Source organism: Sphingobium sp. TomTYG75, assembly GCF_054771635.1.
This window is the reverse complement of the sequence record NZ_BSRE01000001.1, coordinates 627,370-649,054: the sequence shown is the minus strand read 5'-3', so window position 1 is coordinate 649,054 and position 21,685 is coordinate 627,370. Positions and strand designations below refer to the sequence as shown.

19 protein-coding genes, 1 tRNA gene and 1 pseudogene are annotated in these 21,685 nt (G+C 60.3%); 6 read left to right on the top strand and 15 right to left on the bottom strand.

The features are described from left to right. Positions 1-213: 213 nt before the first annotated feature. From ACYU81_RS03135 to ACYU81_RS03120, 4 genes and pseudogenes are all read left to right on the top strand, one after another. Positions 214-2,700 (top strand): TonB-dependent receptor, encoded by a 2,487-nt coding sequence (locus ACYU81_RS03135; protein ID WP_460986300.1) that lies wholly within the window; start codon positions 214-216, stop codon positions 2,698-2,700. Positions 2,701-2,768: 68 nt separating this feature from the next. Then, the gene (locus tag ACYU81_RS03130; RefSeq protein ID WP_460986299.1) at positions 2,769-3,233 is read left to right on the top strand and encodes a nuclear transport factor 2 family protein; all 465 of its coding nucleotides are present in this window, start codon (positions 2,769-2,771) and stop codon (positions 3,231-3,233) included. 49 nt (positions 3,234-3,282) lie between these two features. Next, entirely contained in the window at positions 3,283-5,280 is a 1,998-nt protein-coding gene (locus ACYU81_RS03125; protein ID WP_460986298.1) for an NAD(P)/FAD-dependent oxidoreductase, read from the top strand. Positions 5,281-5,399: 119 nt separating this feature from the next. Further along, a pseudogene (locus ACYU81_RS03120) lies at positions 5,400-5,510 on the top strand (hypothetical protein); the annotation flags it as partial. A 75-nt stretch (positions 5,511-5,585) separates the two neighbouring features. Here the strand turns inward: ACYU81_RS03120 and ACYU81_RS03115 are convergent. From ACYU81_RS03115 to ACYU81_RS03055, 13 genes are all read right to left on the bottom strand, one after another. After that, entirely contained in the window at positions 5,586-7,004 is a 1,419-nt protein-coding gene (locus ACYU81_RS03115; protein ID WP_460986297.1) for an NAD(P)/FAD-dependent oxidoreductase, read from the bottom strand. After that, positions 7,001-7,366, bottom strand: coding sequence for a cupin domain-containing protein (locus ACYU81_RS03110; RefSeq protein WP_460986296.1), 366 nt, complete (start codon positions 7,364-7,366; stop codon positions 7,001-7,003). The genes ACYU81_RS03115 and ACYU81_RS03110 overlap by 4 nt, the downstream gene beginning before the upstream one ends. Positions 7,367-7,637: 271 nt before the next feature. Continuing rightward, positions 7,638-8,363 (bottom strand): amino acid ABC transporter ATP-binding protein, encoded by a 726-nt coding sequence (locus ACYU81_RS03105; RefSeq protein WP_460986295.1) that lies wholly within the window; start codon positions 8,361-8,363, stop codon positions 7,638-7,640. Continuing rightward, positions 8,360-9,013 carry an amino acid ABC transporter permease gene (locus ACYU81_RS03100; protein WP_460986294.1) on the bottom strand — a complete coding sequence of 218 codons (654 nt, stop codon included), beginning with the start codon at positions 9,011-9,013 and terminating at the stop codon, positions 8,360-8,362. The genes ACYU81_RS03105 and ACYU81_RS03100 overlap by 4 nt, the downstream gene beginning before the upstream one ends. A gap of 1 nt (position 9,014) precedes the next feature. After that, a complete protein-coding gene (locus ACYU81_RS03095; RefSeq protein ID WP_460986293.1) occupies positions 9,015-9,731 on the bottom strand; it encodes a substrate-binding periplasmic protein in 717 nt (238 codons plus the stop codon). Positions 9,732-9,895: 164 nt separating this feature from the next. Continuing rightward, positions 9,896-10,864, bottom strand: coding sequence for a LysR substrate-binding domain-containing protein (locus ACYU81_RS03090; RefSeq protein WP_460986292.1), 969 nt, complete (start codon positions 10,862-10,864; stop codon positions 9,896-9,898). Between the two features lie 223 nt (positions 10,865-11,087). Beyond that, a complete protein-coding gene (locus ACYU81_RS03085) occupies positions 11,088-11,456 on the bottom strand; it encodes a c-type cytochrome (RefSeq protein ID WP_460986291.1) in 369 nt (122 codons plus the stop codon). A 28-nt stretch (positions 11,457-11,484) separates the two neighbouring features. Continuing rightward, positions 11,485-13,551 (bottom strand): xanthine dehydrogenase family protein molybdopterin-binding subunit, encoded by a 2,067-nt coding sequence (locus ACYU81_RS03080; protein WP_460986290.1) that lies wholly within the window; start codon positions 13,549-13,551, stop codon positions 11,485-11,487. A 49-nt stretch (positions 13,552-13,600) separates the two neighbouring features. After that, entirely contained in the window at positions 13,601-14,065 is a 465-nt protein-coding gene (locus ACYU81_RS03075) for a (2Fe-2S)-binding protein (protein ID WP_460988101.1), read from the bottom strand. A gap of 822 nt (positions 14,066-14,887) precedes the next feature. Continuing rightward, positions 14,888-15,268, bottom strand: coding sequence for a type II toxin-antitoxin system death-on-curing family toxin (locus ACYU81_RS03070; RefSeq protein ID WP_460986289.1), 381 nt, complete (start codon positions 15,266-15,268; stop codon positions 14,888-14,890). Positions 15,269-15,272: 4 nt separating this feature from the next. Continuing rightward, entirely contained in the window at positions 15,273-15,500 is a 228-nt protein-coding gene (locus tag ACYU81_RS03065; protein WP_460986288.1) for an AbrB/MazE/SpoVT family DNA-binding domain-containing protein, read from the bottom strand. A 109-nt stretch (positions 15,501-15,609) separates the two neighbouring features. Beyond that, positions 15,610-16,647, bottom strand: coding sequence for a tyrosine-type recombinase/integrase (locus tag ACYU81_RS03060; protein WP_460986287.1), 1,038 nt, complete (start codon positions 16,645-16,647; stop codon positions 15,610-15,612). Between the two features lie 546 nt (positions 16,648-17,193). Further along, positions 17,194-17,268: transfer RNA gene (locus ACYU81_RS03055), tRNA-Val, on the bottom strand. 125 nt (positions 17,269-17,393) lie between these two features. Here ACYU81_RS03055 and ACYU81_RS03050 point away from each other — a divergent pair. Further along, entirely contained in the window at positions 17,394-18,728 is a 1,335-nt protein-coding gene (locus tag ACYU81_RS03050) for a dicarboxylate/amino acid:cation symporter (RefSeq protein WP_460986286.1), read from the top strand. A gap of 7 nt (positions 18,729-18,735) precedes the next feature. Here ACYU81_RS03050 and cpdR read toward each other — a convergent pair whose 3' ends face one another. Continuing rightward, positions 18,736-19,113, bottom strand: coding sequence for a cell cycle two-component system response regulator CpdR (gene cpdR, locus ACYU81_RS03045; RefSeq protein ID WP_449473629.1), 378 nt, complete (start codon positions 19,111-19,113; stop codon positions 18,736-18,738). Positions 19,114-19,260: 147 nt separating this feature from the next. Here cpdR and ACYU81_RS03040 point away from each other — a divergent pair, with 147 nt between their 5' ends. Continuing rightward, complete coding sequence (locus ACYU81_RS03040) at positions 19,261-20,154, top strand: N-formylglutamate amidohydrolase (RefSeq protein ID WP_460986285.1); 894 nt, start codon at positions 19,261-19,263, stop codon at positions 20,152-20,154. 66 nt (positions 20,155-20,220) lie between these two features. On the opposite strand, the gene ACYU81_RS03035 is transcribed toward ACYU81_RS03040, so the two are convergent. After that, positions 20,221-21,525, bottom strand: coding sequence for a sugar MFS transporter (locus tag ACYU81_RS03035; protein WP_449473626.1), 1,305 nt, complete (start codon positions 21,523-21,525; stop codon positions 20,221-20,223). Positions 21,526-21,685 lie beyond the last annotated feature (160 nt).

Sequence of the window (21,685 nt, the reverse complement as noted above, 5' to 3'; positions counted from 1 at the left end):
CCCCTCGGCCTCGCCATGCAATGGTGTAAACGGCTGTCCGGGTGGTGTCAGAATATCACTGGTCCTGTTATGAGTCACCGATGCTGCACCCGGCATATCGCGGCCATTCTGGTGAAAACATATTGAATTAAAAGAACAAATAATGTCAGCGAGGGCATCTCACTTTGCTGCCTGCCTGCGCACGCCGTTCGGGGAGGGCTGTGCAAAAATCTGTTGCACGCGGGCGATAGATCGTATCGTTTAAGAGGAATAAGCGCCCTGAAGAGGGATAACCCCTCAGGGAAAATTCGGCGTGTGAAGGGGATTCCGATGATACTTGGAAGACATCGTTTGCGCTTGTTCACAAGTGCAACAATGGTGAGTTTGGGCCTTGCTTCTACAGCAGTTCATGGCGCTCCACTCCAAGGTGATAGTCAACCTGCCGGACAGTCAACGTCGCCGTCTGATGCTCGTATAAACGACAGCGGCAATGATATTGTCGTCACAGCGACGCGGCAGGAAATGCGCGCCTCCAAAGTTCCTATCAGCATCAGCGCTTATGGTCAGGCCAAGCTTGATCAGCAGGGCATCAAGACTTTCAACGATCTCCAGCGCCAACTACCTGGCGTCACCATAGATGTCGATACGCGCACCGTGGCAGTGCGGGGGATCAGTTCGTCCGCGGGTGCTCCAACGACAGGCGTCTACATTGACGACACGCCGTTTCAGCTTCTGAATATTGGTATCCTCTCGCAAAATGCCTTGCCAACGGTCTTTGATCTGGATCGCATCGAAGTGCTGCGTGGTCCGCAAGGAACCTTGTTCGGCGCTGGCGCACAGGGCGGCGTCGTACGATACATCACGCCTCAACCCTCCCTGTCTTCGACGAAGATTTACGCCCGCAGCGAAATCGGCGCCATTACGAAAGGTGATTTCGACGCAGAGACAGGCGTGGCGCTCAATATACCGGTCGTGGAGGACAAGGTTGCCGTGCGCGTCAGTGCCTTCGCGCGGCGCGATGGCGGCTGGATCGACCAGCTCGATTGGCGGACATACCAAGTCGACGAGAAAGACGCCAATTCCCGCAAGACAGTGTCCTTGCGCGGCGCTGTTCGTTTTGCTCTCGGCGATCTGGAAATCACGCCTTCGCTTCAATATCAATATACGAAGGAGCGAGAGAATTATTTCAATATCGCGGCATCCGATATCAGCGGGGGCGATTTTCGAACCACCGACGCAACCGTCGTGCCGAACCGTGACAGCTGGTATCTGCCGACCATCAAGGCAGAGCTGAACCTCGGCGCCGTCACCGTTCTTTCCAATACTTCCTGGTTCAGACGCCGACAGCGCACCGGCTATAGCGGAACCGACTATCTGGCGCGCTTCTATGACTCGGTGGGCCTTCCTACGCTCAATGACTTTGGCTCGCTGGGTACGCCGATGGGGATCAGGCTTCCGATTGGCGATTATTTTTCCGAAGCCCACATCAACAACAGTCAGAATAATTTCGTTCAGGAAGTTCGCGTTCAGTCAGCCACTGATTCACGTTTGAACTGGGTAATCGGGGGCTTTTACAGCAACAACCGATATAAAAATTATGAAGAGATTGTCGATCCCATGGGTGAACGCCTTATCCAGGCGTTATATGGCATCAGCTACGAGGATTATTACGGTTCATCCCTTGTAGGAGACCTGAACTATTTCGGGACCAATAGCGTCAAGGATACCCAACTCGCCATATTTGGCGAGGCGACCTGGGAATTTGTGGACAGGTTGAAACTCACGCTCGGCGCGCGCTATGCGAAGGTGAAGATCAAGTTCCAGAATGACCAGGGCGGCCCCCTTAACGGTGGTCCGACCGGATCGACCGGCGAGCAGTCCGAAAAGCCCTTCACTCCCCGCGCCAGTCTCGCTTTCCAGATCAATCCCGATAACATGGTATATGCCACCGCCTCCAAGGGCTTTCGCATTGGCGGTGCCAACGCGCCGATTCCGGTGACGCCATGCGCATCCGATCTGGCCCAATTGGGATTGAATCAGGCGCCCTCATCCTATGATGGGGACGTAACATGGAATTATGAAGTTGGGTCAAAGAACAAATTAGGCGATGTCAGCGTTTCCACCAGTGTTTACTATGTGAAATGGACAGGCATTCAGCAGGCTATATCGCTGCCGGTCTGCGGTTTTCGCTACATCGACAATCTGGGCGAAGCGCGCAGCAAGGGTTTTGACCTGCAACTCCAAACAACGATCGGCAATGATTTCGACGTCAATTTGGCGGCGGCTTACACCGATGCACGCCTGACGAAGGCGATCGCGCCGCCGAGCGGGCCAGCGCTGATCGTCAGCCGCGGGCAATCTCTGGGCGCTCCTGAGTGGACATTGGCCGTCGGTGGACAGTATAATTTCGAGGCGTTGGGCAACAAGAGCTTCGCGCGCGTCGATTACCAGCATATCGATACTTTCGCTGGTCTGACCGCTCAGTTGGATCCCGCGACGACATCTTATGACCCCGCTTTGACGAAGCCTCCCGCGCGGGACTATGTGACGGCCCGTATCGGCACGACCGTCGGCCGCTTCAGTCTTTCCTTCTATGTCGACAATCTGCTCAATTCCAGCGAACTTCTCACTCGCACCCGTCCCAGTCAGGGCTGGCCCGTATTTTCTGGCACGTCCTGGCGGCCGCGCGCCTTCATTTTGCAAGCGATATTCAAACAATGACCTTCCGGGTACATATCTGTCGACTTGTACGGCGCAGAATGAAGGCGAAGCAAATTCGGGGCGGGCTCATGTTGGCATTCTCATCGCCGAGCTTGGCAGGCTTGGCGGGTTTGATCGCCCTCGCGGGAACTCTGCCTGCTAAGGCCGAACCGCCGGTTGCGTCCGCCCGCACGGTAGTGGGGGCATTGCTGGCGGGTATCGCATCGCCAACGCCCAACGTCGATAGCCTGACCGATCTGTTCGCAGATGACGCGGTCGTTAGTTTCGGTGAATTTGACGATCCCGGGCGCGGCAAATCCGCCGTCACCCAGAAGCTGCGCGGGCTGTTCGCTCACGGTCAGCGCTACCGGATCAGCGTCCATAGCGCCTATGAGAGCGGCAATGTCGTGGTAAATGATCGCGAAGACACGTCCTTGCTGACAACCGGAGAGCAGGTCCCGTTCCATGTGACAGGGGTTTTCGTGGTGGTTGACGGCAAGATCAGGGCCTGGAGCGATCATGAACCACGCCCCGTCCGGCCCGCCAAGCCGTGACGGACGCCGTCAACAAGATGTCAATTTTTACAGAGCTGAGGATGTGATCATGAACGACGATCAACATGAAGAGGGCCGTGCGCGGGGAGTGTCCCGCCGCCAGTTGGTCGGGGGTGCCGGATTTCTTGTTGGGGGAGCATCCGTCCTGGGCGGCACCGGGATCAGCACGATCGCGCAGGCGGCGACGGAGCCGCCCGCATCGTCGCCCCCCTTGCCGCCGGGCACTTATTATCCGCCAACGCTGACCGGAATGCGCGGCAGCCATCCGGGTTCATTCGAAGCTGCCCATGCTATTCGCGATGGCTCTGCACTCAAGGACGCGCCCGACATTGGCGAGCGTTATGACCTTGTCGTCGTCGGCGCCGGGATGAGCGGGCTGGCTTCGGCCTACTTCATGAAAAAGAAGTTCCCCAAGGCGAAAATCCTGATCCTCGACAATCACGATGACTTTGGCGGCCATGCCCGCCGTAACGAGACGGATGTCGATGGGCGTACCGTGATTGGTTATGGGGGGACGATGTACATCCTCAGCCCGCGTGCATATACGGCCGAGGGACGCCAGCTGCTGGCAGATGTAGGCGTCGATATTAAACGCTTTCGGGCGGCGGCGGGACCTCGCAGCGTCTGGCGCGGTCTCGATACGGCATTCAACCTTAAACGGGCCGTGTTGTTCGACAAGGCCACATTCGGCGTCGACAAGCTGGTGGTCGATATTCCTGAAGGAGCAGACCGATCGAACCCTAAGGCATGGTCCGCATTTTTGGCCAAGGCTCCATTGTCCCAGCGCACAAAGGACGATTTGCTTCGTTTGAACACGCGGCCGGTGGATTATCTGGCGGGCATGTCAGCGACCGAAAAGGCCGCTTTGCTGCAAAAGACCAGCTATGCGGACTATCTCACCCGCTATGTCAAGGTGAACCCGGAAGTCATCACGATGATGATCAAGGATATCCACAGCGGCGTCAACGGTGCGGCCGGTATCGATACGATCAGTGCCATGCACGCATTCGAGCGTGGCTTGCCCGGCTTCGCCAAGCTCGGGATCGAGATGCCTCGCCCCCAAAGCTGGCTACCGGATGGCGAGGGCGACGACATTCATTTCCCGGATGGAAATCACGGGCTGGCAAAATTGCTGATAAGGTGGCTGATCCCCTCGGCGCTGCCTGGCAGCACGCAGGAGGATTCCGTGCTCACCCGCACCGATTACAGCCAGCTGGATCGGCCGGAACATGACGTTCGGATAAGATTGAGCAGCACCGTCGGGCGCGTGGTGCACAGTGGAACCCCTCAAAAATCGACGGGCGTGGAGATTAGTTACATCCGTAACGGCAAGGCGCAAATGGTCCGTGCAGATGCCGTCGTCATGGCCTGCTACAACGCGATCATCCCCTATATCGCTCCGGAAATACCAGAGCCTCAGAAAGCGGCGCTGCACAATGCGGTGCGGATGCCGTTGGTGTACGGGACGGTCGTCGTCCGCAATTGGGAAATGCTGGCAAAGCTGGGCATCGGTGCCGTCAGCTGTCCCGGCAACACCTTCTGGTGGGACACGATCGGTGTGGATTGGCCCTCCAAGGTCGGGGGGTATCGACCCGCCGAGACGCCTTCGGACCCCATGCCGATTCACCTTTCAAAGGTTCCCACCAGCCCGGGTTTGAATGCAAAGGACCAGTTCCGCGCCGGGCGCGCGGAACTGTTGGCGACGGATATCGAAACGATCGAGGCGGCGACGCGCGATCTGTTCCGTACCGCGTTCGGGCCGGTCGGTTTCGACGTCGATCGGGATATCGTGTCGATCACCGTCAACCGTCATCCTCACGGCTACGCGGCCTGCGCCAATTCACTATATGACCCGGACTGGGCGCCCGAAGATCGGCCGTGGGTCGTCGGCCGGAAACGTGTCGGCCGAATTGCCATAGCCAATTCCGATGCGGGGGCCATATGCCTAACGCAAGCGGCGTTCGATCAGGCCAATCGCGCCGTGAACGAGATCGTGACGGACGTGATGCAGGCGCTTCATGAATGGCCATGGGGCACACGCATCTGATCAGTGACATTGGGCGGTAGAGGGCGGGGCGTCCTCTACCGAGTTGGGGTACACGCTGTGTCGTCAGATAAGCGATAGCTGGTCTTTACTCGTGACGGCGACCGGAGAACCGGGTCACCCCGGCGTTGGAATATGGCGCGATCGAGTTGAAAACCCGCCTTATCTCGGCAGAGATGGCGCCATTCGGTGGCGTAAAGGAATCCGGCCTGGGTCGCGAAGCTTCGCGTTAGGGGATCGATGAATTTCTGAGCATAAAGATGGCCTGCAGGATCATCGCCCCGGCATGAGCACGCCCCTTCCCGCGATCATTGCGAGGTCAGATATTCGGCGAGCCGTGCATCGATCGGCGGTGCACGACCCTGATCGTCCGCTTCATCGACCCGCTCCAGCGCGTTCTGCGTATATCGAACGCCTGCCCACCGCAGCGGCTCCCGTTCCCAGCGCGGCGCTTCCGGTCGATGGAACGGCAGGCCTTCCAGGCCCGTGGTCCATCCCCCGATCCGTCCCGCCAGCAGGCGCGCGCACATCGCACTCGTTGCGACGCCCCGACCCGTATAGCCGTACAGCCGCCCGATCCGGCTGGCGGGATCGAAATTGACCGATGGCATCCAGTCGCGCGGAATGCCAAGATAGCCTCCCCATGAATGGGTGAACGAGATGTCGTGCAGGGCGGGCCACCATTCCTTCACGATGGACCGCATCCATGCAAAGGTTTCCTCGTCCTGCAACGCGCGTTCCGCCATGTCCGATGCGAAGCGATAGGGCGCACCTCGGCTGCCATAGAGTATCCGGCCATCGCGCGTCCGTGTCAGGTAATTCTTCGTGTGGACCTGCGAACTCAAACACTCGCCTTCGGCCCAGCCGATGGCGTCCCACTGCGCCGTCGTCAGCGGTGCCGTCAGCACGATCATCGACGACATCGGCAGCACGTCACGGTGATATTGGGGCATATCCGTCATATAGGCCTCCCCCGCCGTTACGACCGCACGCCGAGCGCGAACGGTGCCATGTTCCGTGACGATCGCCGCGTCATCTCCACCCCGGATCGTCAAGGCGTGCGTCTGTTCGAAGATTGTCGCCCCCATTCGTTCGACCGCCCGCGCCAGCCCGCGCACCAGCTTGCCGGGATGGATGCTTGCCCCGTGAATCGATCGCAACGCGCCCGACAATTTCGTGACATGAACCTTTTCATAGGTTTCATCGGCGCCCAGCAGCTGGCTGTCGGCCGAAAGTCCGAGCTTAGAGAAAGTTTCGAAGGTGGAGACAAGCGACGCCATCTGCGCTGGGCTTCGCGCCAGGCTCAGCAACCCGGTTCGGCGAAAATCGGCATCGATATCAGCCTTGGCGAGGAGTTCCGGGAAATCCTGGACGCAGCGTTGTTGAGCAAGGATCGTCTGCCGTGCCAGGTCCATGCCATAGCGCCGGATAAGGGGGCCAGCATCCACTGGAAAGCGCGGAGAGCACCAGCCGCCGTTGCGGCCCGATGCCCCATAGCCGCAGAAATGCTTTTCAACGATTGCAATTCGAAGGTCCGGGTTTTCGGAAAGCAGGAAGAAGGCGGTCCATAGACCCGAAAATCCACCACCGACAATAGCGACATCGACAAGAGCATCGCCCTCTAATGGGGGACGCGCCTTAAGATCATCGCCCGATGTCGACAGCCAGTAGTCGCCCTCAATCGTTTGGATTACCGGGCCATTGGAAACGGCGCTCGACTTGGTCACTGTCCGATGCCCTCGTCATAGACCATGAATAGCTTGACGCAGACATCATGCGTTTCCCAGACACCGTGCGTCGATGCGGAAAAATGGACCACGTCTCCTGCGGCGATTTCCAGTGGAGGTCCGTCGTCTGGTGTGAACGTGGCGCGCCCGCTGAGGAAATGACAGAATTCAGCCTGCCGCACTTCCCGGCGCCAACGGCCTGGGCTGCACTCCCATATGCCAAAACGGTTCGAGGGATTGGAACCGGAAGTGATCGACGCCGAACGAGCCCGTAGGTCGGTATCGGACAGCCGGGGAGTAATGACTTTCGGCGGTCCTGCCGTATCGAGAAGGGTCTTCGGATCGAACAAGACAGCTGGCATTAGGCGATATCCGTATTTTGATGTCGTTCAACGATGCCTCCTCCACCCGTCGCCTGACAGTTGTGTATTAGTGCGATGCCGGTGAGTACCAATCACCATGCGTGGATGCTGAACCCGAAATCTATGGACTCGAAAAGGGCGCGCGCCGTTTGCCGCTTTGCCAAAGGAGATTGCGGAGATTATCCGACCTGAAGACGCAGCCACGGCATCGGCACCGCCGAAACATGATAACGTGTCGGCTTGCAGCTTTGGATCGGGCTCTGGTCGATAGTTAAAAAGGGTTGATGACCCGATCCAGAAATTGGCGGGTCCGCGCCGCTTGCGGATTTTCCAGAACCTGTCGTGCCGGGCCATCCTCCACCACGACGCCATCCGCCATGAAAATCGCGCGATCTGCAACTTCCCGGGCAAAAGCAATTTCATGCGTCACGACGATCATCGTCATGCCGCTTTCCGCCAGCGACTTCATGACCTGAAGGACTTCGCCCACCCGTTCCGGGTCGAGGGCGGAGGTCGGCTCGTCGAACAATATGGCCTTCGGGCGCATCGCCAATGCCCGTGCGATGCCGACGCGCTGCTGCTGTCCTCCGGAAAGCTGGCTCGGCATAGCCCCATGCCGGTCGGCCAGGCCGACCTGTTCGAGCAGGGCCATCGCATGGTCTCTTGCTTGCCCGAGTTCCTCCTTGAGCACCTGAACCGGCCCCTCAACGATGTTTTCCAGAACGGTTCGATGCGGCAACAGATTGAAGCGCTGAAACACCATTCCCACCTGGCGGCGAATGCCGGAATGGTTTGCTACCGTGACCGGAAGTCCCAGAACGTCGATTTCGCCGCCGTCATGACGCTCCAGGCCGTTGATGCAGCGCAATACGGTCGATTTTCCCGAACCCGAAGGGCCGATGAGACAGGCCACTTGCCCCTGTGGGATCGTGAAACTGACGTCCCGGAGAACGTGGTTCGCACCAAAATGCTTGGTCACATGAGAGAGGCGGATCATGCGCGAGCCATCCGGCGTTCGAACAGGCGGACCAGCGCCGCAAGGGGCAGGCTTGCAGCCAGATACAGCAGAGCGACCAACAGATAGACCGTTTCATTCTTGAATGTGGATATGGCCAGAAGCTGGCCCGCCCGGGTCAATTCCGCGATCGTTATGGTCGATGCGATCGACGAATCCTTCAATAACATCACTGTAGTGTTGCCCAAAGAGGGGAGGGCCGTTCGCAGTCCCAGTGGAAACACGATGCGGCGAAAAGCAAGGCCGTTGCTCATGCCCAGGGACAATCCGGCCTCGACCAGCTGACGATCGACCGATCCGAACCCTCCGCGAAAATTCTCGGCCTGATACACCGAATAGGCGACGCCCAGCCCGACCACGCCCGCCATGAAAGGCGGCAGGTCGATGCCGAATTCGGGAAGCACGAAATAGACGCAGAACAGCTGAACGATAATCGGAATACCGCGTACGGTCTGGACGATCGTAACGCTGATCAGGCGTAACAGTCTGGACGATGACAGCGCCATCAACGCCCAGATCATCCCCAGCACCAGGCTCAATCCCAACGCGCACAGCGTCAGCAAGATTGTCGTCCCAAGTCCACGCAGCAACAGCGGCATGAACTGCACGGCGTCCGCAAGAAACTCGCTCAAATCAACCCTCCAGCTTCCAACGTCGTGCAATATCGAGAAACCGCCCATTCTTCATATGCTCGATCGCTGAATTCACGCGATGAAGCAGGGGGTCGTCCTTGCGCAATATCAGGCAGAGTTCTTCGCGCGCAGGCGCCTGAAAGCCGGGCACCAGCCTGACCGCGCGCCTTGGGCCTACCCGAAGTTGATAGCGCAATATGGGTTCATCGCCGTAACCGGCGTCTATACGGCCATTGTCGAGATCACGGAGGATGTCGAACAGGCCGTCATAGGTCGAGACATTCTTCACACCGGCATCGCGCAATTGATCAACGAAACGCGTCCCGACCTGCGCGCCGACACGCAGATCCCGGACGGCGTGCAGGTCGCGGTATATGTGGCGGTCGGCCGCAGGCACGACCAGTGCGGCGGAATAGGCGTAAACCGGCTCGCTGAACGCCACGATCTTCTCACGCTCAGGCGTGCGCAGCATGGCTGCGGCGATGACGTCGATCTTGTGGGCCAGGAGGGAGGGCAGCAATGCCGAAAAGGGCGTGATCCGCATTTCCGCTTGAAGCGACAGGCTATCGGCGACGGCCTGCGCGATTTCGACGATCGATCCTGTCAGCGCGTTCGTGGCCGGATCGACGAAGCTGAACGGAACGCCTGTCGGCGAGGAGCCGATGATCACTTCATTCGGATCCCGAATGCGCCCGCCACACGCACTCAAGACGGTCATGCCAAGGACCGAGGTCAACAGCGTTCGCCGATCCATCGGAACTTCACACAAATTTTCGTTCAAGAATCGTCTCGGCGTTAGTCACAACCATGCCCCTCATTGTGGCTCCAAGAGTAAGGAGTACGTTGCAAGCCGCCAGATGATAAAATCCCGATCTCCGGTGTTTAGGAATCACCGCACCGCGTTGCCGCAATGGCGTTTTCCAGCCAGCGCCTGAAGCTGGCGATTGAAGTTGCCCGCCAGCAATCCCGGCGCGCCGTAAAATTATAGCTTCCGAGGAACACCTCGGGAAATTGCCCGACTGACACGAGGCGGCCGCTGGCTATATCGTTGCTGACGAGCAATGCGTTGGCCAAAGCAATACCCTGCCCCTGCCGCGCGGCCGACAAGGTCAGGTGGCCCTGGAAGAATTTGGGTCCGGCCAGCGGCCCGATATCGACCAGACCATGCAGCGCGAACCATTTCCGCCATTGATCGTGGCTTGTCTCATGAAGCAGCGTCTGGCCGACGAGCTCCGCCGGGGTACGGAATACGCCCGTCAGCTCGACAAATTGCGGGCTGGCAACCGCCAGGATCGGCGGTCTGGCGATTTCGACCGAACGAAGGGACGGCAAGACCTGATCGGCAGCCCCGTCCGCGACATAATGCAGATATGCGTCAGCTTCATTTGAACCGAAGTCCGGCGCACGATCCGAAGGTTGGAGTTCCAGCTCTATCTTGGCATGCCGTTTGATGAATTCACCGATCTTGCCCGTCAACCATTCCGATGCCAGTCCCGGCGCCACCCACAAGCGCAGGCGGGAATCTTCGTCCCGGCGCATCAGATCCTGGGTGGCACGCGCCACTTCCGCCAACGCCGCGCTGATCCGTTGATGATAAATCCGCCCCTGCGGCGTCAAGGTGCCGTAAGCGCCGCCCACCCTTTCTATCAGCGTCATGCCGGTCCAATGTTCCAGCGCCTGCAAATGACGGCTGACGGCGGCATGATCGACCGACAAGGCAACGGCTGCGCGCCTGATCCCTCCGCAGACCCCGACCGCCTCGAACGCCCTGAGCGCCGCAAAGGGTGGGATAGATGCCTTCTGCGTACGCACCAGGCGCAACGATGCCTCGGTGTCGATCTTTTGGTTCATAATCCAGCCCCCGGAAGCTGTTGCAGCTTCCCCCATCGCATAACAACAAACATCGCGAAGCCACTTGGGCTGTCGGTTATGCTGTAGCGGGGCGTGCTTGACAACGCGCTTTTGGGTCAGGCGAAGTTGGTTAATCCAGGAAGTCGGGTCTGTGGAGCAGCGGCAGACGTTGCGCGATCGCGGCATATTCCGCCGCGATCATCGGTGCCCGCTGAACCCCTCATCATTTGAGCGAGAGGAGATAGGCCACGACTTCCGCACGCTTCTTCGGGTCTGGAATTCCGGCGAACATACGCGTGCCCGGCACCATCTTGCTTGGCGCCGTCAGGAACTTGTCGAGATTTTCGGCGGTCCACTTCACCTTTGATTGTTTCAACGCAGGCGAATAGGCGAAAGCGGTACTGGCAGCCGGTCTATTGCCGACCCCGCCCAGATTAGGTCCCCCTGCGCCCTTCGCGCCGGGTGCGACCGTATGACACATCATGCACCGCTGCTTGAACGTTGCTGCGCCCGCCGCCGCGGGTTGAGCTGCCACTCCCGCCGACGACATGATCATGGTCACGCCCATAGCCGCCAGTAATTTCTTATGCATCACCCTGATATACCTCATCGTTAAACGCTCATGCAGACCAGACCGGCATTGCCGACGACACCGGCAGACGGCGGATCCTTTTGCCACCCAACGCGAAAATGGCGTTGGTGATTGCGGGCGCGATACCGGCGGTCCCGACCTCGCCGACGCCGCCGGGATCGGCTTCGCTAGCCAGAATCTCGACATCAACTTGTGGCGCCGTCGCCATCGTCATCATCGGAAAATCAGCGAAATTGCTCTGCTCGACAGCCCCACCGGCAATAGTGATCTCGCCAGAAAGCGCCGCCCCGGCGCCAAAGATGCACCCGCCCTCGATCTGTGCCTTGACCAGATCGGGATTTATCACCCTGCCGCAGTCGAGCGCGGCCAGCACCTTGCGTACCCTTATGCCACCTTGCTCCTGCGACACGTGCGCCGCCAGTCCGCAATAGCTTCCGAACGCATGGAACAGGGACACCCCCCATGCGCCAGCGGAGGTCTTGTTGGCCGGCGCCGTCATCATGGTTTCGAGCCGGTCCAGAACACCCAATGCCCGTTTGTCGCTGAGCAGGGCACGACGATAGGCGATCGGCTTTGCCTTGGCCGCAAATGCGAGTTCGTCGATGAAGCTTTCCACGACGAACAGGCTGCGGGTGGCGCCGACGCCGCGCCACCAGGATGTGGGAATTCCGGATTCGACACGTTGGAACTCGACCTTGAGGTTGGGCAGATCGTAAAGCGGCTTTGCAGCGCACTCCACTGCGTCGCTGTCCACGCCCTTGAACAACTGTGGATACAGGCGCGCTATGATCGAGGAACCGGCAATGCGATGCATCCAGTCGACCGGTCGCCCCTGCTTATCGAGGACCGCTTCGATACGATCCGCGTAGGCGGGCCGGTACATGTCGTGCTGCATATCCTCCTCCCGTGACCAGATGACCTGGACGGGTCCAGCCACCTGACGGCCGATCTGCACGGCTCGAAGGATGCCATCGATCTCAAGCCGGCGGCCAAATCCGCCACCCATGAGATACACGTTCAGCATGACGCTGGTGACCGGCAGGCCAAGCTGCCCGGCGACGGCCTTGCGCGCCACGGTCGCCACCTGCGTGCCGGTCCAGATGTCACATCGTTCGTTCGTGACGTGAACGGTACAGTTCATCGGCTCCATTGGGGCATGAGCAAGAAACGGCTGCTCATAGGTCGCCGCTATCCGTCGGCCCGGCACCGCACCCGGTGTTCCGACGCTGCTGGCGACGGCTCCCGGCGCCTCAAGCGCCGCGAGCAACGACGCCCGGATCGAGGCGCTATTGATCGTCGCGGACGGGCCATTGTCCCATTGCGGTTTCAGCAAAACTGCCGCCTGCCGCGCGTGCGGCATGGTATCGGCGATGACCGCAACAGCATCGTCCAGCCGCACGATCTGGCTGACGCCCGGTGACGCCTTGGCTGCAGCATCGTCCAGTTGAACAAGCTTGCCGCCAAACACCGGGGACTGGATCAGTGTCGCGATGCGTGCACCTGGCACGGCCGCGTCGATGCCGAATACGGCTTCGCCCCGAATTTTCGCGATACCCTCCACACGAGGACTGGTGCGTCCGATCAGCTTGAAATCGGCCGGTTTCTTCAGCGGTACATCACTGGGCACGGGCAGCTTCGCCGCGTCGGGGATCAAGGCAGCATAGCTGACGCTGCGGCCACTTGCGTCGTGGCGCACGACCCCATCGGCAGTCGAGCAGCTTTCCGGCTTTACGGTCCATCGCGCGGCAGCTGCGGCGACCAACATCGCTCGCGCCGTCGCTCCGGCATGCCGCATTGGAAGCCAGCCGCTCCGGATCGACTGGGAACCGCCCGTTATCTGCGGCCCGTAGCGTTCTTCGTCCGCCGGAGCCTGCCGAAGGCGCACCGCGTCCATGGCGACGTCCAACTCCTCGGCCACCAACATCGCAAGTCCGGTCTGCGCACCTTGGCCCATTTCAATATGTGCCATCATGATCTCGACCGACCCGTCGGCAAGGATCGTGACCCACGCATTGGGCGCGAATCCGGTTTCTCCCGGCGTCGCGGGAACCTTCGCCAGTAATCGCATCGGGATTACCAGGGCCGCCCCGGCCATCAGACTGGCGCCGATAAAGTGCCTGCGTCCGAAAGCGGGCCGAGATGCATCATCCATGATCATCGGTCTTCGCTGCAAGATGGATCGCCGCCCGGATGCGGGGATAGGTGCCGCAGCGGCATAAATTGGTCATTGCTGCATCGATGTCGGCGTCCGTGGGCCGGGGCGTAGACTTCAGCAGTGCGATGGCCGCCATGATCTGGCCGCTCTGACAATATCCGCATTGCACGACGGCCAGCTTTTCCCATGCCGACTGTACCCGCTGCCCCACGGCATCCGCAGCCGCGCCCTCGATCGTGACTATGCTCGCGTCCCCGACGGAGGCTGTCGGCGTTACGCATGAGCGGCTAGGACTGCCATCGACCAGCACCGTACATGCGCCGCACTGACCCAGGCCGCATCCAAATTTGGTGCCTCGCAACGCAAGTTGCTCCCGCAAGCTCCACAGCAAGGGGGTCTCTTCGTCCGCCTCGACCGACATGCTGCGGCCATTCACGGTGATTTTGTGATCCATCTGGCGCATTCCGAATTAGTTACCAGCGATAGCTGGTTCGGCATTACACTGGCATATCCCTAATCCTGGTGACGGTGCCAAATCTTTCGCAACGGGTGCGCGAATGTCACCATCGGGGGGCCTGTTCTGTCTACCGATTGCCAGTCTGTACCCGCATCCCCTTGGAGGGATACGTCCGGCCATGTTGCGCATAGCTACGGCCTTCGCTCGGCAAGGGATCAGGGCATAATGACGCAAGCCATCGCGCAAACGGCGCCTTCCATACCCGTCCCAGGTAAGAGGTTGCCTGCTCGCTGGAGACTGGTCCGAATTTTGATGAGAAATTCCCGGTTCGGTTTGGCAGAAGCCAGACGAGGAAGTTGGCGTATGAAGACGTCGAGATTTAGCGAGCAGCAGAGGGCGTTCATTCTCAAACAGGCGGGGGATGAACGAGGGTTGAGGAGGTGTGCCTGAAGGCGGGTCTCTCGATCCGCGGTTGGCACGAGGGGCGATGCCCGGTCACCGGACGATCTTCCTGACCGCGCGAACTCGGCGGTCGCGATGACCTCTTCGACGTTGGGCGTGTTCTGCGACTGATGTGGTCGCCACAGCGCGTCGCACGGGCGAAACGAACCAATCTGTCGCGAAGTGGCCGCTGATCGAAGCATGTTTCAGTTCAGAGATGCACGAGCAATCACCACCAAGCGGCCGCGCGAACCTTAATTGATGCGTTTGATCGCCACCCGCCCATGCTGCGCGATTATCCCGGGCAACGGAATCTTTTTACACGCGGAATTCCGCTTAGTGGCAGGCGAGGCGAAGACAAGTTGCACCGAACCCAGACTAACGGAGATGCTGGCGGAACCAGTCAGCCATCTCTACCTCTGAGAGTTCGCCGCCAGCAAGGGCGACAAAAGCCACCACTAATTCGGCATCCGTCGCGGCCAAGTCGTATCCGTTAAGCATGAGGAATGTTTCGCTCACCACTGCTGCGGTCCGTTTATTACCGTCTACAAAAGGATGGTTTCGCGCGATGCCGAAAGCATAGGCTGCGGCTAAATCCGCGACGTCAGGTTTGCCGTAATTCGCCAGGTTCACTGGGCGGGCCATGGCACTATTAAGCAGGCCGGGATCGCGTATCCCGTCATCTCCGCCATGCTCCGTCACCTGCTCAGCATGGGCTGCCAAGGCCACCGCTACCGTGACCCAAATCCAGTGTTGCACGGGATTATTTGGCGAGTTCGCGCAACGCGCGTTTGCGCCGAAGCATCACTTCACGGGCTGCGGCCATCTGAGCTTCGAACTCTGGTGCCGCAGTCCTCAGTTCGATGCCCTGGGGAGTCGTTACCATCGAGAGCGTCTCACCCACCTGTACATTGAGGTGCGCCAGAACATCCCGGGGTAGAATGACACCCGCGCTGTTTCCGATCTTGGTAATTCTAAGAGCGCCGTTCATACGCTTGTTATAACGCAAATAGACGTTAATGATCAAGGGGCGGCGGATCAGGAGTGCGTACGCATTGCGCTTCCTGGTCCGCCAGTATGGTGCTTCCTGGATGAGGGGGTCAGCTGAGCCTGTTGATGGACTCGCGCATATGATCCACGCTGACGCTGGAATAGCGCTGGACCATCCGCAGTGACTTCCAGCCGCCCATGTTCATGATGGTGATAAGGTCTATCCCGGCCATCACGCAGTGGGACGCCCAATGGTGGCGCCAGTCATGGACGGTGAAATCCTCGATCCCCGCGCGCGTGCAGGCGGTCGCATGCTGGTTCCTGATCGGGTTGCCACCGGGGATCTTCGCCTTGCGCGTGTCCGAATAAGGTTTGCCAAACCGGTTGAGGAAGACATGGCCATTTGTCGGCTGTCCTCGTTTTTCCCAGATCGGCCAGAGCACATCGAACACGCGGGAATGCATCGGCACCGACTTGATGACCGCGTTCTTGCTGTGGTTGAGCCGGATCGATCTCTCTTTCATATCGACCCCATCGACGCCCCACGGGATCTGCAATGCCGTCTGGATCCTCGGACCCTGGAAAGCCAGCATGGTGATGATTGGCTGGATGTGAGGGGAATAGGCGGCGATCAGCCGATCGCGATCCTCCTTGCTGAGGAAGCGCACCCGCTCATTGTTGAACGGGATCGCCTTGATCCGGAGCGGTGGAAGGTCATGCAGATCGTGATGGACGTTTATCGCCGCCTGGAAAACCGAGCGATAGCGGTCCTGACCGCCCGGGTCATGGCCGGTCAGGTAAGCCCGGCGAAAATGCTCCCACGCCTGCTTCGGCTCGCGCAGGCTGAAGTCGCCGATGATGCCATTCAGTTTGCCGATGCGCAGGATGTCGGACGCGCAAGGAGGCTTGGCTTTTGACAGATAGCTGTTGAAGGCATCGGCGATGGTTCCCTGGGCGACGAGCGCTGCGGGACCGAACATGAGCTGGTGGCGCAGCTTCGTTTCATGTTCTGCCATCAGATGGGCGGCCGCATCGCGATCGGTTGTTCTTAGGCTGAACTCCTGGACCTCGATATGCTTGTCGCCAAGCGAAACCGAGCCTCGGATGTAGTATATGCCTTTCTTCCCACGGGTACGGATTGAGAGCATGTGATCTTTTCCAGTCGCATGTGATTTTGCGCCTTCCCCGCACGGATTTTATCCGCATTCCTGAACGTGGGGCACGCCATGTTTCGTGAAGGTCTGGCGCATTCCGGTGCATGCACGGCGGTGGCTATGCCGGGCTGGTGCAGAGTGTCGCGAGACCCGAAGGGGCTTGTGTCTGTTTCGGGGGATCGCGGGCTCTATGGGGGGCGGAGGCGGCGTGTCGTCTTTTGCTTGCTGACGAGATTGCCTGCTCTGCCGTGGCGCAGCACCGTTTTTCTGCCGCAAGATGCGGCTCACGCGCGAATGGGGTGACGACCTGTCCGTGGGTCGACGATGGGGCATCATGAGGCTTTGCGAGACCATGTCGGCGAGGCGCTAGCGAATCGGAATCTCGCTGGGTTCGCCCGGCATTTTCATGCCCAGAATTTGCCCAAAGAGGCGTCGATATGCCCAAAATTTGCCCAAAAATCTCTTGGGCAATGCGGGGGAGGCGACCTCCATCAGGCAAACAAAAACCCCGCCAAATCGTTGATTTGACGGGGTTTTCGATGGTGGGCGTGGCAAGGATTGAACTTGCGACCCCTGCGATGTCAACACAGTGCTCTACCACTGAGCTACACGCCCACGGGAGTTGGGCCAATAGCGGGGGGTGGTGGGGTGTGCAAGCGCGAAATTCGCTTAAAAGCTAATTCTCTGGACAGAGGGAGCGCAGCCCATATTGTGCGGGGAAAACAGGGGGCGCCGTCGGCATGAACGACATCCACAACGCAGCGGGCGGAGCGACGATGCCACTGCCCTTTTACCGGCAGCTTTACGTGCAGGTGCTCGCCGCCATCGCGATCGGGGTCCTGATCGGCCATTTCTTCCCGCAGACCGGCGTTGCGCTCCAGCCGCTCGGCGACGCCTTCATCAAGCTGGTGAAGATGATCATCGCGCCGGTCATCTTCCTCACCATCGTGACCGGCATCGCGGGCATGAAGGAATTGGGCGCGATCGGGCGGGTGGCGGCAAAGGCATTTGCTTACTTCCTCATCTTTTCCACCCTTGCGCTGATAGTCGGGCTGATCGTCGCCAATGTCGTGCATCCGGGCGCGGGGCTGAACATCGACCCGACGACGCTCGACGCGGGCAAGGTCGCGGAATATCAGCAGCAGGCGCATGACCGGTCACTCATCGGCTTCCTCATGGACATCATCCCCGCCACGCTGATCTCGGCCGTCGCGGATGGCCACAACATCCTTCAGGTGCTGTTCGTGGCCATATTGTTCGGCATCGCCCTGACCCTGATTGGTGAGAGGGCGGACCCGCTCATGCAGGTCCTGGAATCCGCCAGCCACGCCATTTTCAAGCTGGTGTCGATCCTGATGAAGGCAGCCCCCGTCGGCGCGCTCGGCGCCATGGCCTTCACCATCGGCAAATATGGCGTGGGGGCGCTGGCGAACCTCGTGGAATTGGTCGCGACCTTCTACCTCACATCCTTGTTGTTCGTGCTGGTCGTGCTGGGCCTCGTCGCCAAGCTGATCGGCTTCAACATCCTGCATCTCATCCGCTACCTGAAAGCGGAACTGCTGCTCGTCCTCGGCACATCTTCATCGGAAGCTGCGCTGCCCAGTCTCATCGAGAAAATGGAGCGGGCAGGGTGCCGCAAGTCCGTCGTCGGGCTGGTGGTGCCGACGGGGTACAGCTTCAACCTCGACGGCACGAACATCTATATGACGCTGGCGGCGCTGTTCATAGCGCAAGCGACCAACGTCCATTTGAGCATCGGCGACCAGATCCTGCTGCTGCTGGTCGCCATGCTGTCCAGCAAGGGCGCGGCGGGCGTCACGGGCGCGGGCTTCATCACGCTCGCCGCCACGCTCTCGATCGTCCCGTCCGTGCCGGTCGCAGGCATGACCCTGATCCTCGGCGTCGACCGTTTCATGAGCGAATGCCGCAGCCTCACCAACTTCGTCGGCAATGCGGTCGCGACGGTGGTCGTATCGGCGTGGGAGAGGGGGCTCGACCGCGAGCGTTTCGCCGCCGCCATGGCGGGCAAGCCGCTGCCCCCGACCCCCGACATGGAAGAAGTCGTCCCCGGCTAAGCGGCTTTCAGTTCAGCTCGCTCATGCTGGTGCTGCCGAAAAGCCGGTCGATCTCCAGCACCAGGTCGCGCAGGTGGAAGGGCTTGGACAGCACCTTCGCCTGCGGCACCGCTTTTCCAGCCTTCAACGTCACGGCGGCAAAGCCCGTGATGAACATGATCCGCATATCGGGCGCGACCGTGGCCGCATGCTGGGCCAGCTCGATGCCATCCATCTCGGGCATGACGATGTCGGTCAGCAACAGGTCGAAATGATCGTCGTCGATATGCGGCACGGCCTGCGCGCCGGTGGCGACCGCCACCACCTCATATCCCGACCGCTCCAGCGCGCGGGCGAGGTAGACGCGCATGCTGTCATCATCCTCGGCCAGCAAAATTCGAACCATCGCTTGGATCAATCTCGTCTCTGGCCGGTGTCGGCCGATCTCGTGCGGCACCCCTCGCGGGTGGCGCTGTATGCCATTATATGCGACAACCAGTATATATATCCAGCCGGGTAACCATTTTTGCCGCGCCCTGTGGAAGGAGATGATTTGAGCTATTCCGCACCGCGCGCTCCGGCCCAATCCACAGCCTCTCATGATCTTTACGGACCGGACCGCCCGATCGCTCCGGTGGTTATTTCGGTGCCCCATGCCGGGCGCGAATATGCCCCGGCTCTGCTGGGCACCGCCAGAGTCGCACCGGACATATTGCGACGGCTGGAGGATCGCTGGGCGGACCTGCTGGCCCATCCGTTGATCGAACGCGGCTATCATGTGCTGGTGGCGCGCGCGCCCCGCGCGATGATCGACCTCAATCGCCATGAACGGGAAATCGATCCCGCGATGGTGACGGGCCTGCCCCGCGACGTCCCCCTTCAAAGCAGCGCGAAGCTGCGTGGTGGCCTTGGCCTTCTACCCCGGCGCCTGCCGGGCGCCTATGAACTGTGGCAGCGGCCCATCGGGTGGGACGAAGTCCGTCGGCGGATCGACACGATCCATCGGCCCTATCATGAGGCATTGACGCGGATGCTGCGGGCGGCTCGGGAAGTCCATGGCCACGCCGTGCTGATCGATCTTCATTCGATGCCGCCGCTTCCCGCTGCTGCTGCCGGACAGCCTGCGCCCAGCGTGGTGCTGGGGGATCGCTTCGGCCGGGCTGCGTCGGCGCGGCTCATGACGCTGGCGGCCGATGTGCTGGAGGGGCATGGGCTGACGGTGGCGCAGAATCATCCCTATGCGGGCGACCATATGATCGAACGCCATGGGCATCCGGCCCATGACTTCTACGCCTTGCAGGTGGAGGTTGACCGCAGTCTCTATCTCGATGCCGCCCTGGACAATCCCGGCCCCGGCCTGCCAAGGGTTCAGACGGCCATCAGATCCCTGATCGACGCGCTGGCCAGCGAAGCGCCACGCGCCGCCTATCCACTCGCCGCTGAATAGCCAGATATGCAGAAGGCCGGGGCGCTACCTGCACCCCGGCCTTCGCTTGATACCGCTATGCGCGCATCATTCCAGATGCTGATCAGGCAGCGCGTGCGTGGGCCTTGAACCCCAAAGGGCATAGAAGAGGATGTAGAGTTCGCAGACGGCCGTCAGCAGGAAGCTGTTTTGCAAGCCATAATTGTCGGCCAGCCATCCCTGCACCACCACCAGCGACCCGCCAGCGATCGCCATGATCAGCAGTCCCGATCCTTCCTCGGTCAGCGGCCCCAGGCCACGAATGCCCAGGGTGAAGATGGTCGGGAACATGATCGAATGGCCCAGGCCCACCAGAATCAGCGCCCACATGGCGACCGGCCCGTGGCTGAAGACCGCGACGAGCATCACGATGAACGATCCGGTCGCGAAGGCCGCCAGCACCTTGCCCGCGTCCACCTTCTGCATGATCGCCGATCCCACGAAACGGCCGACCATCATGCCGCCCCACAGGAAGCTCAGATAGCGGCCTGCCTGCTCATGGGTCAGGTTGGCGATGTCAGGCTGGCTGACAAAATTCACGAAGAGGTTGGCGACGCCGATCTCCGCGATCAGGTAAATGAAGATGGCGGGGACGCCGAAGACCAGGTTGCGATGCGCCCAGAGCGAGTGGTTCTTGCGGTCCTCCTTCGCCAGACGCGAGGTGGACGAACCCATGGCGGGCAGGGGAAAGCGAGCGATCACAATCGCCAGCACCAGCAGGACCGCGGCAACGAGGCCGTAGGGCAGGATCACCGATTGCGCATCGGCCAACCGTTCCGCCTGGGTCAGGACGACGTCCGCGCTCGCCGTGCCGCCCTTTGATCGGCCAAGGATCAGATAGGCGCCGAACAGCGGAGCGAGCATCGTACCAGCCGAGTTCATCGCCTGCACCAGATTGAGACGTGACGACGCTGTCTCCGGCTTGCCGACGACCGCCACATAGGGATTGGCGGCAACCTGCAACAGCGTGATGCCGCTGGCGATGATGAACAACATGGCCAAGGTGACGCCATAGGATGGCAGGCTGGCTGCCAGCATCATGCCCAATGCGCCCGCCGCCATGATCAGCAGCCCGATCACCAGCGCCTTTTGATAGCCGACGCGTTCGATCAGCTTGGCCGAGGGGATGGATGCCACGAAGTAGGCGATGAACCAGACGGACTCGATCAACGTTGTCTGGGTATAGTTCAGTTCGAACACGCTGCGCAGATGCGGCAGCAACGTGTTGTTGATGACGGTGATAAAGCCCCACATGAAGAACAGGCTGGCCAGCAGCGTCAGGGCAGGCCCGTACCGGGTGGCGGGGTGGTCGCCCGCCGTCAGAGTGGCTGATGATGAGGGAGGTGCAGGCATTCATCTTCTCCAACAGGCGCCAACAGGCTTGTGCTGCTTCAATTTGTCCGAGTATATAGCTGCCGGTCGGGCGTCAATATACTCCGGCGGTAAGGGGATCGTATGCAGAGGGGCTGGATCAGCCACGCTTTTCGAACATCGTCGTCCTATTATTTTGCGT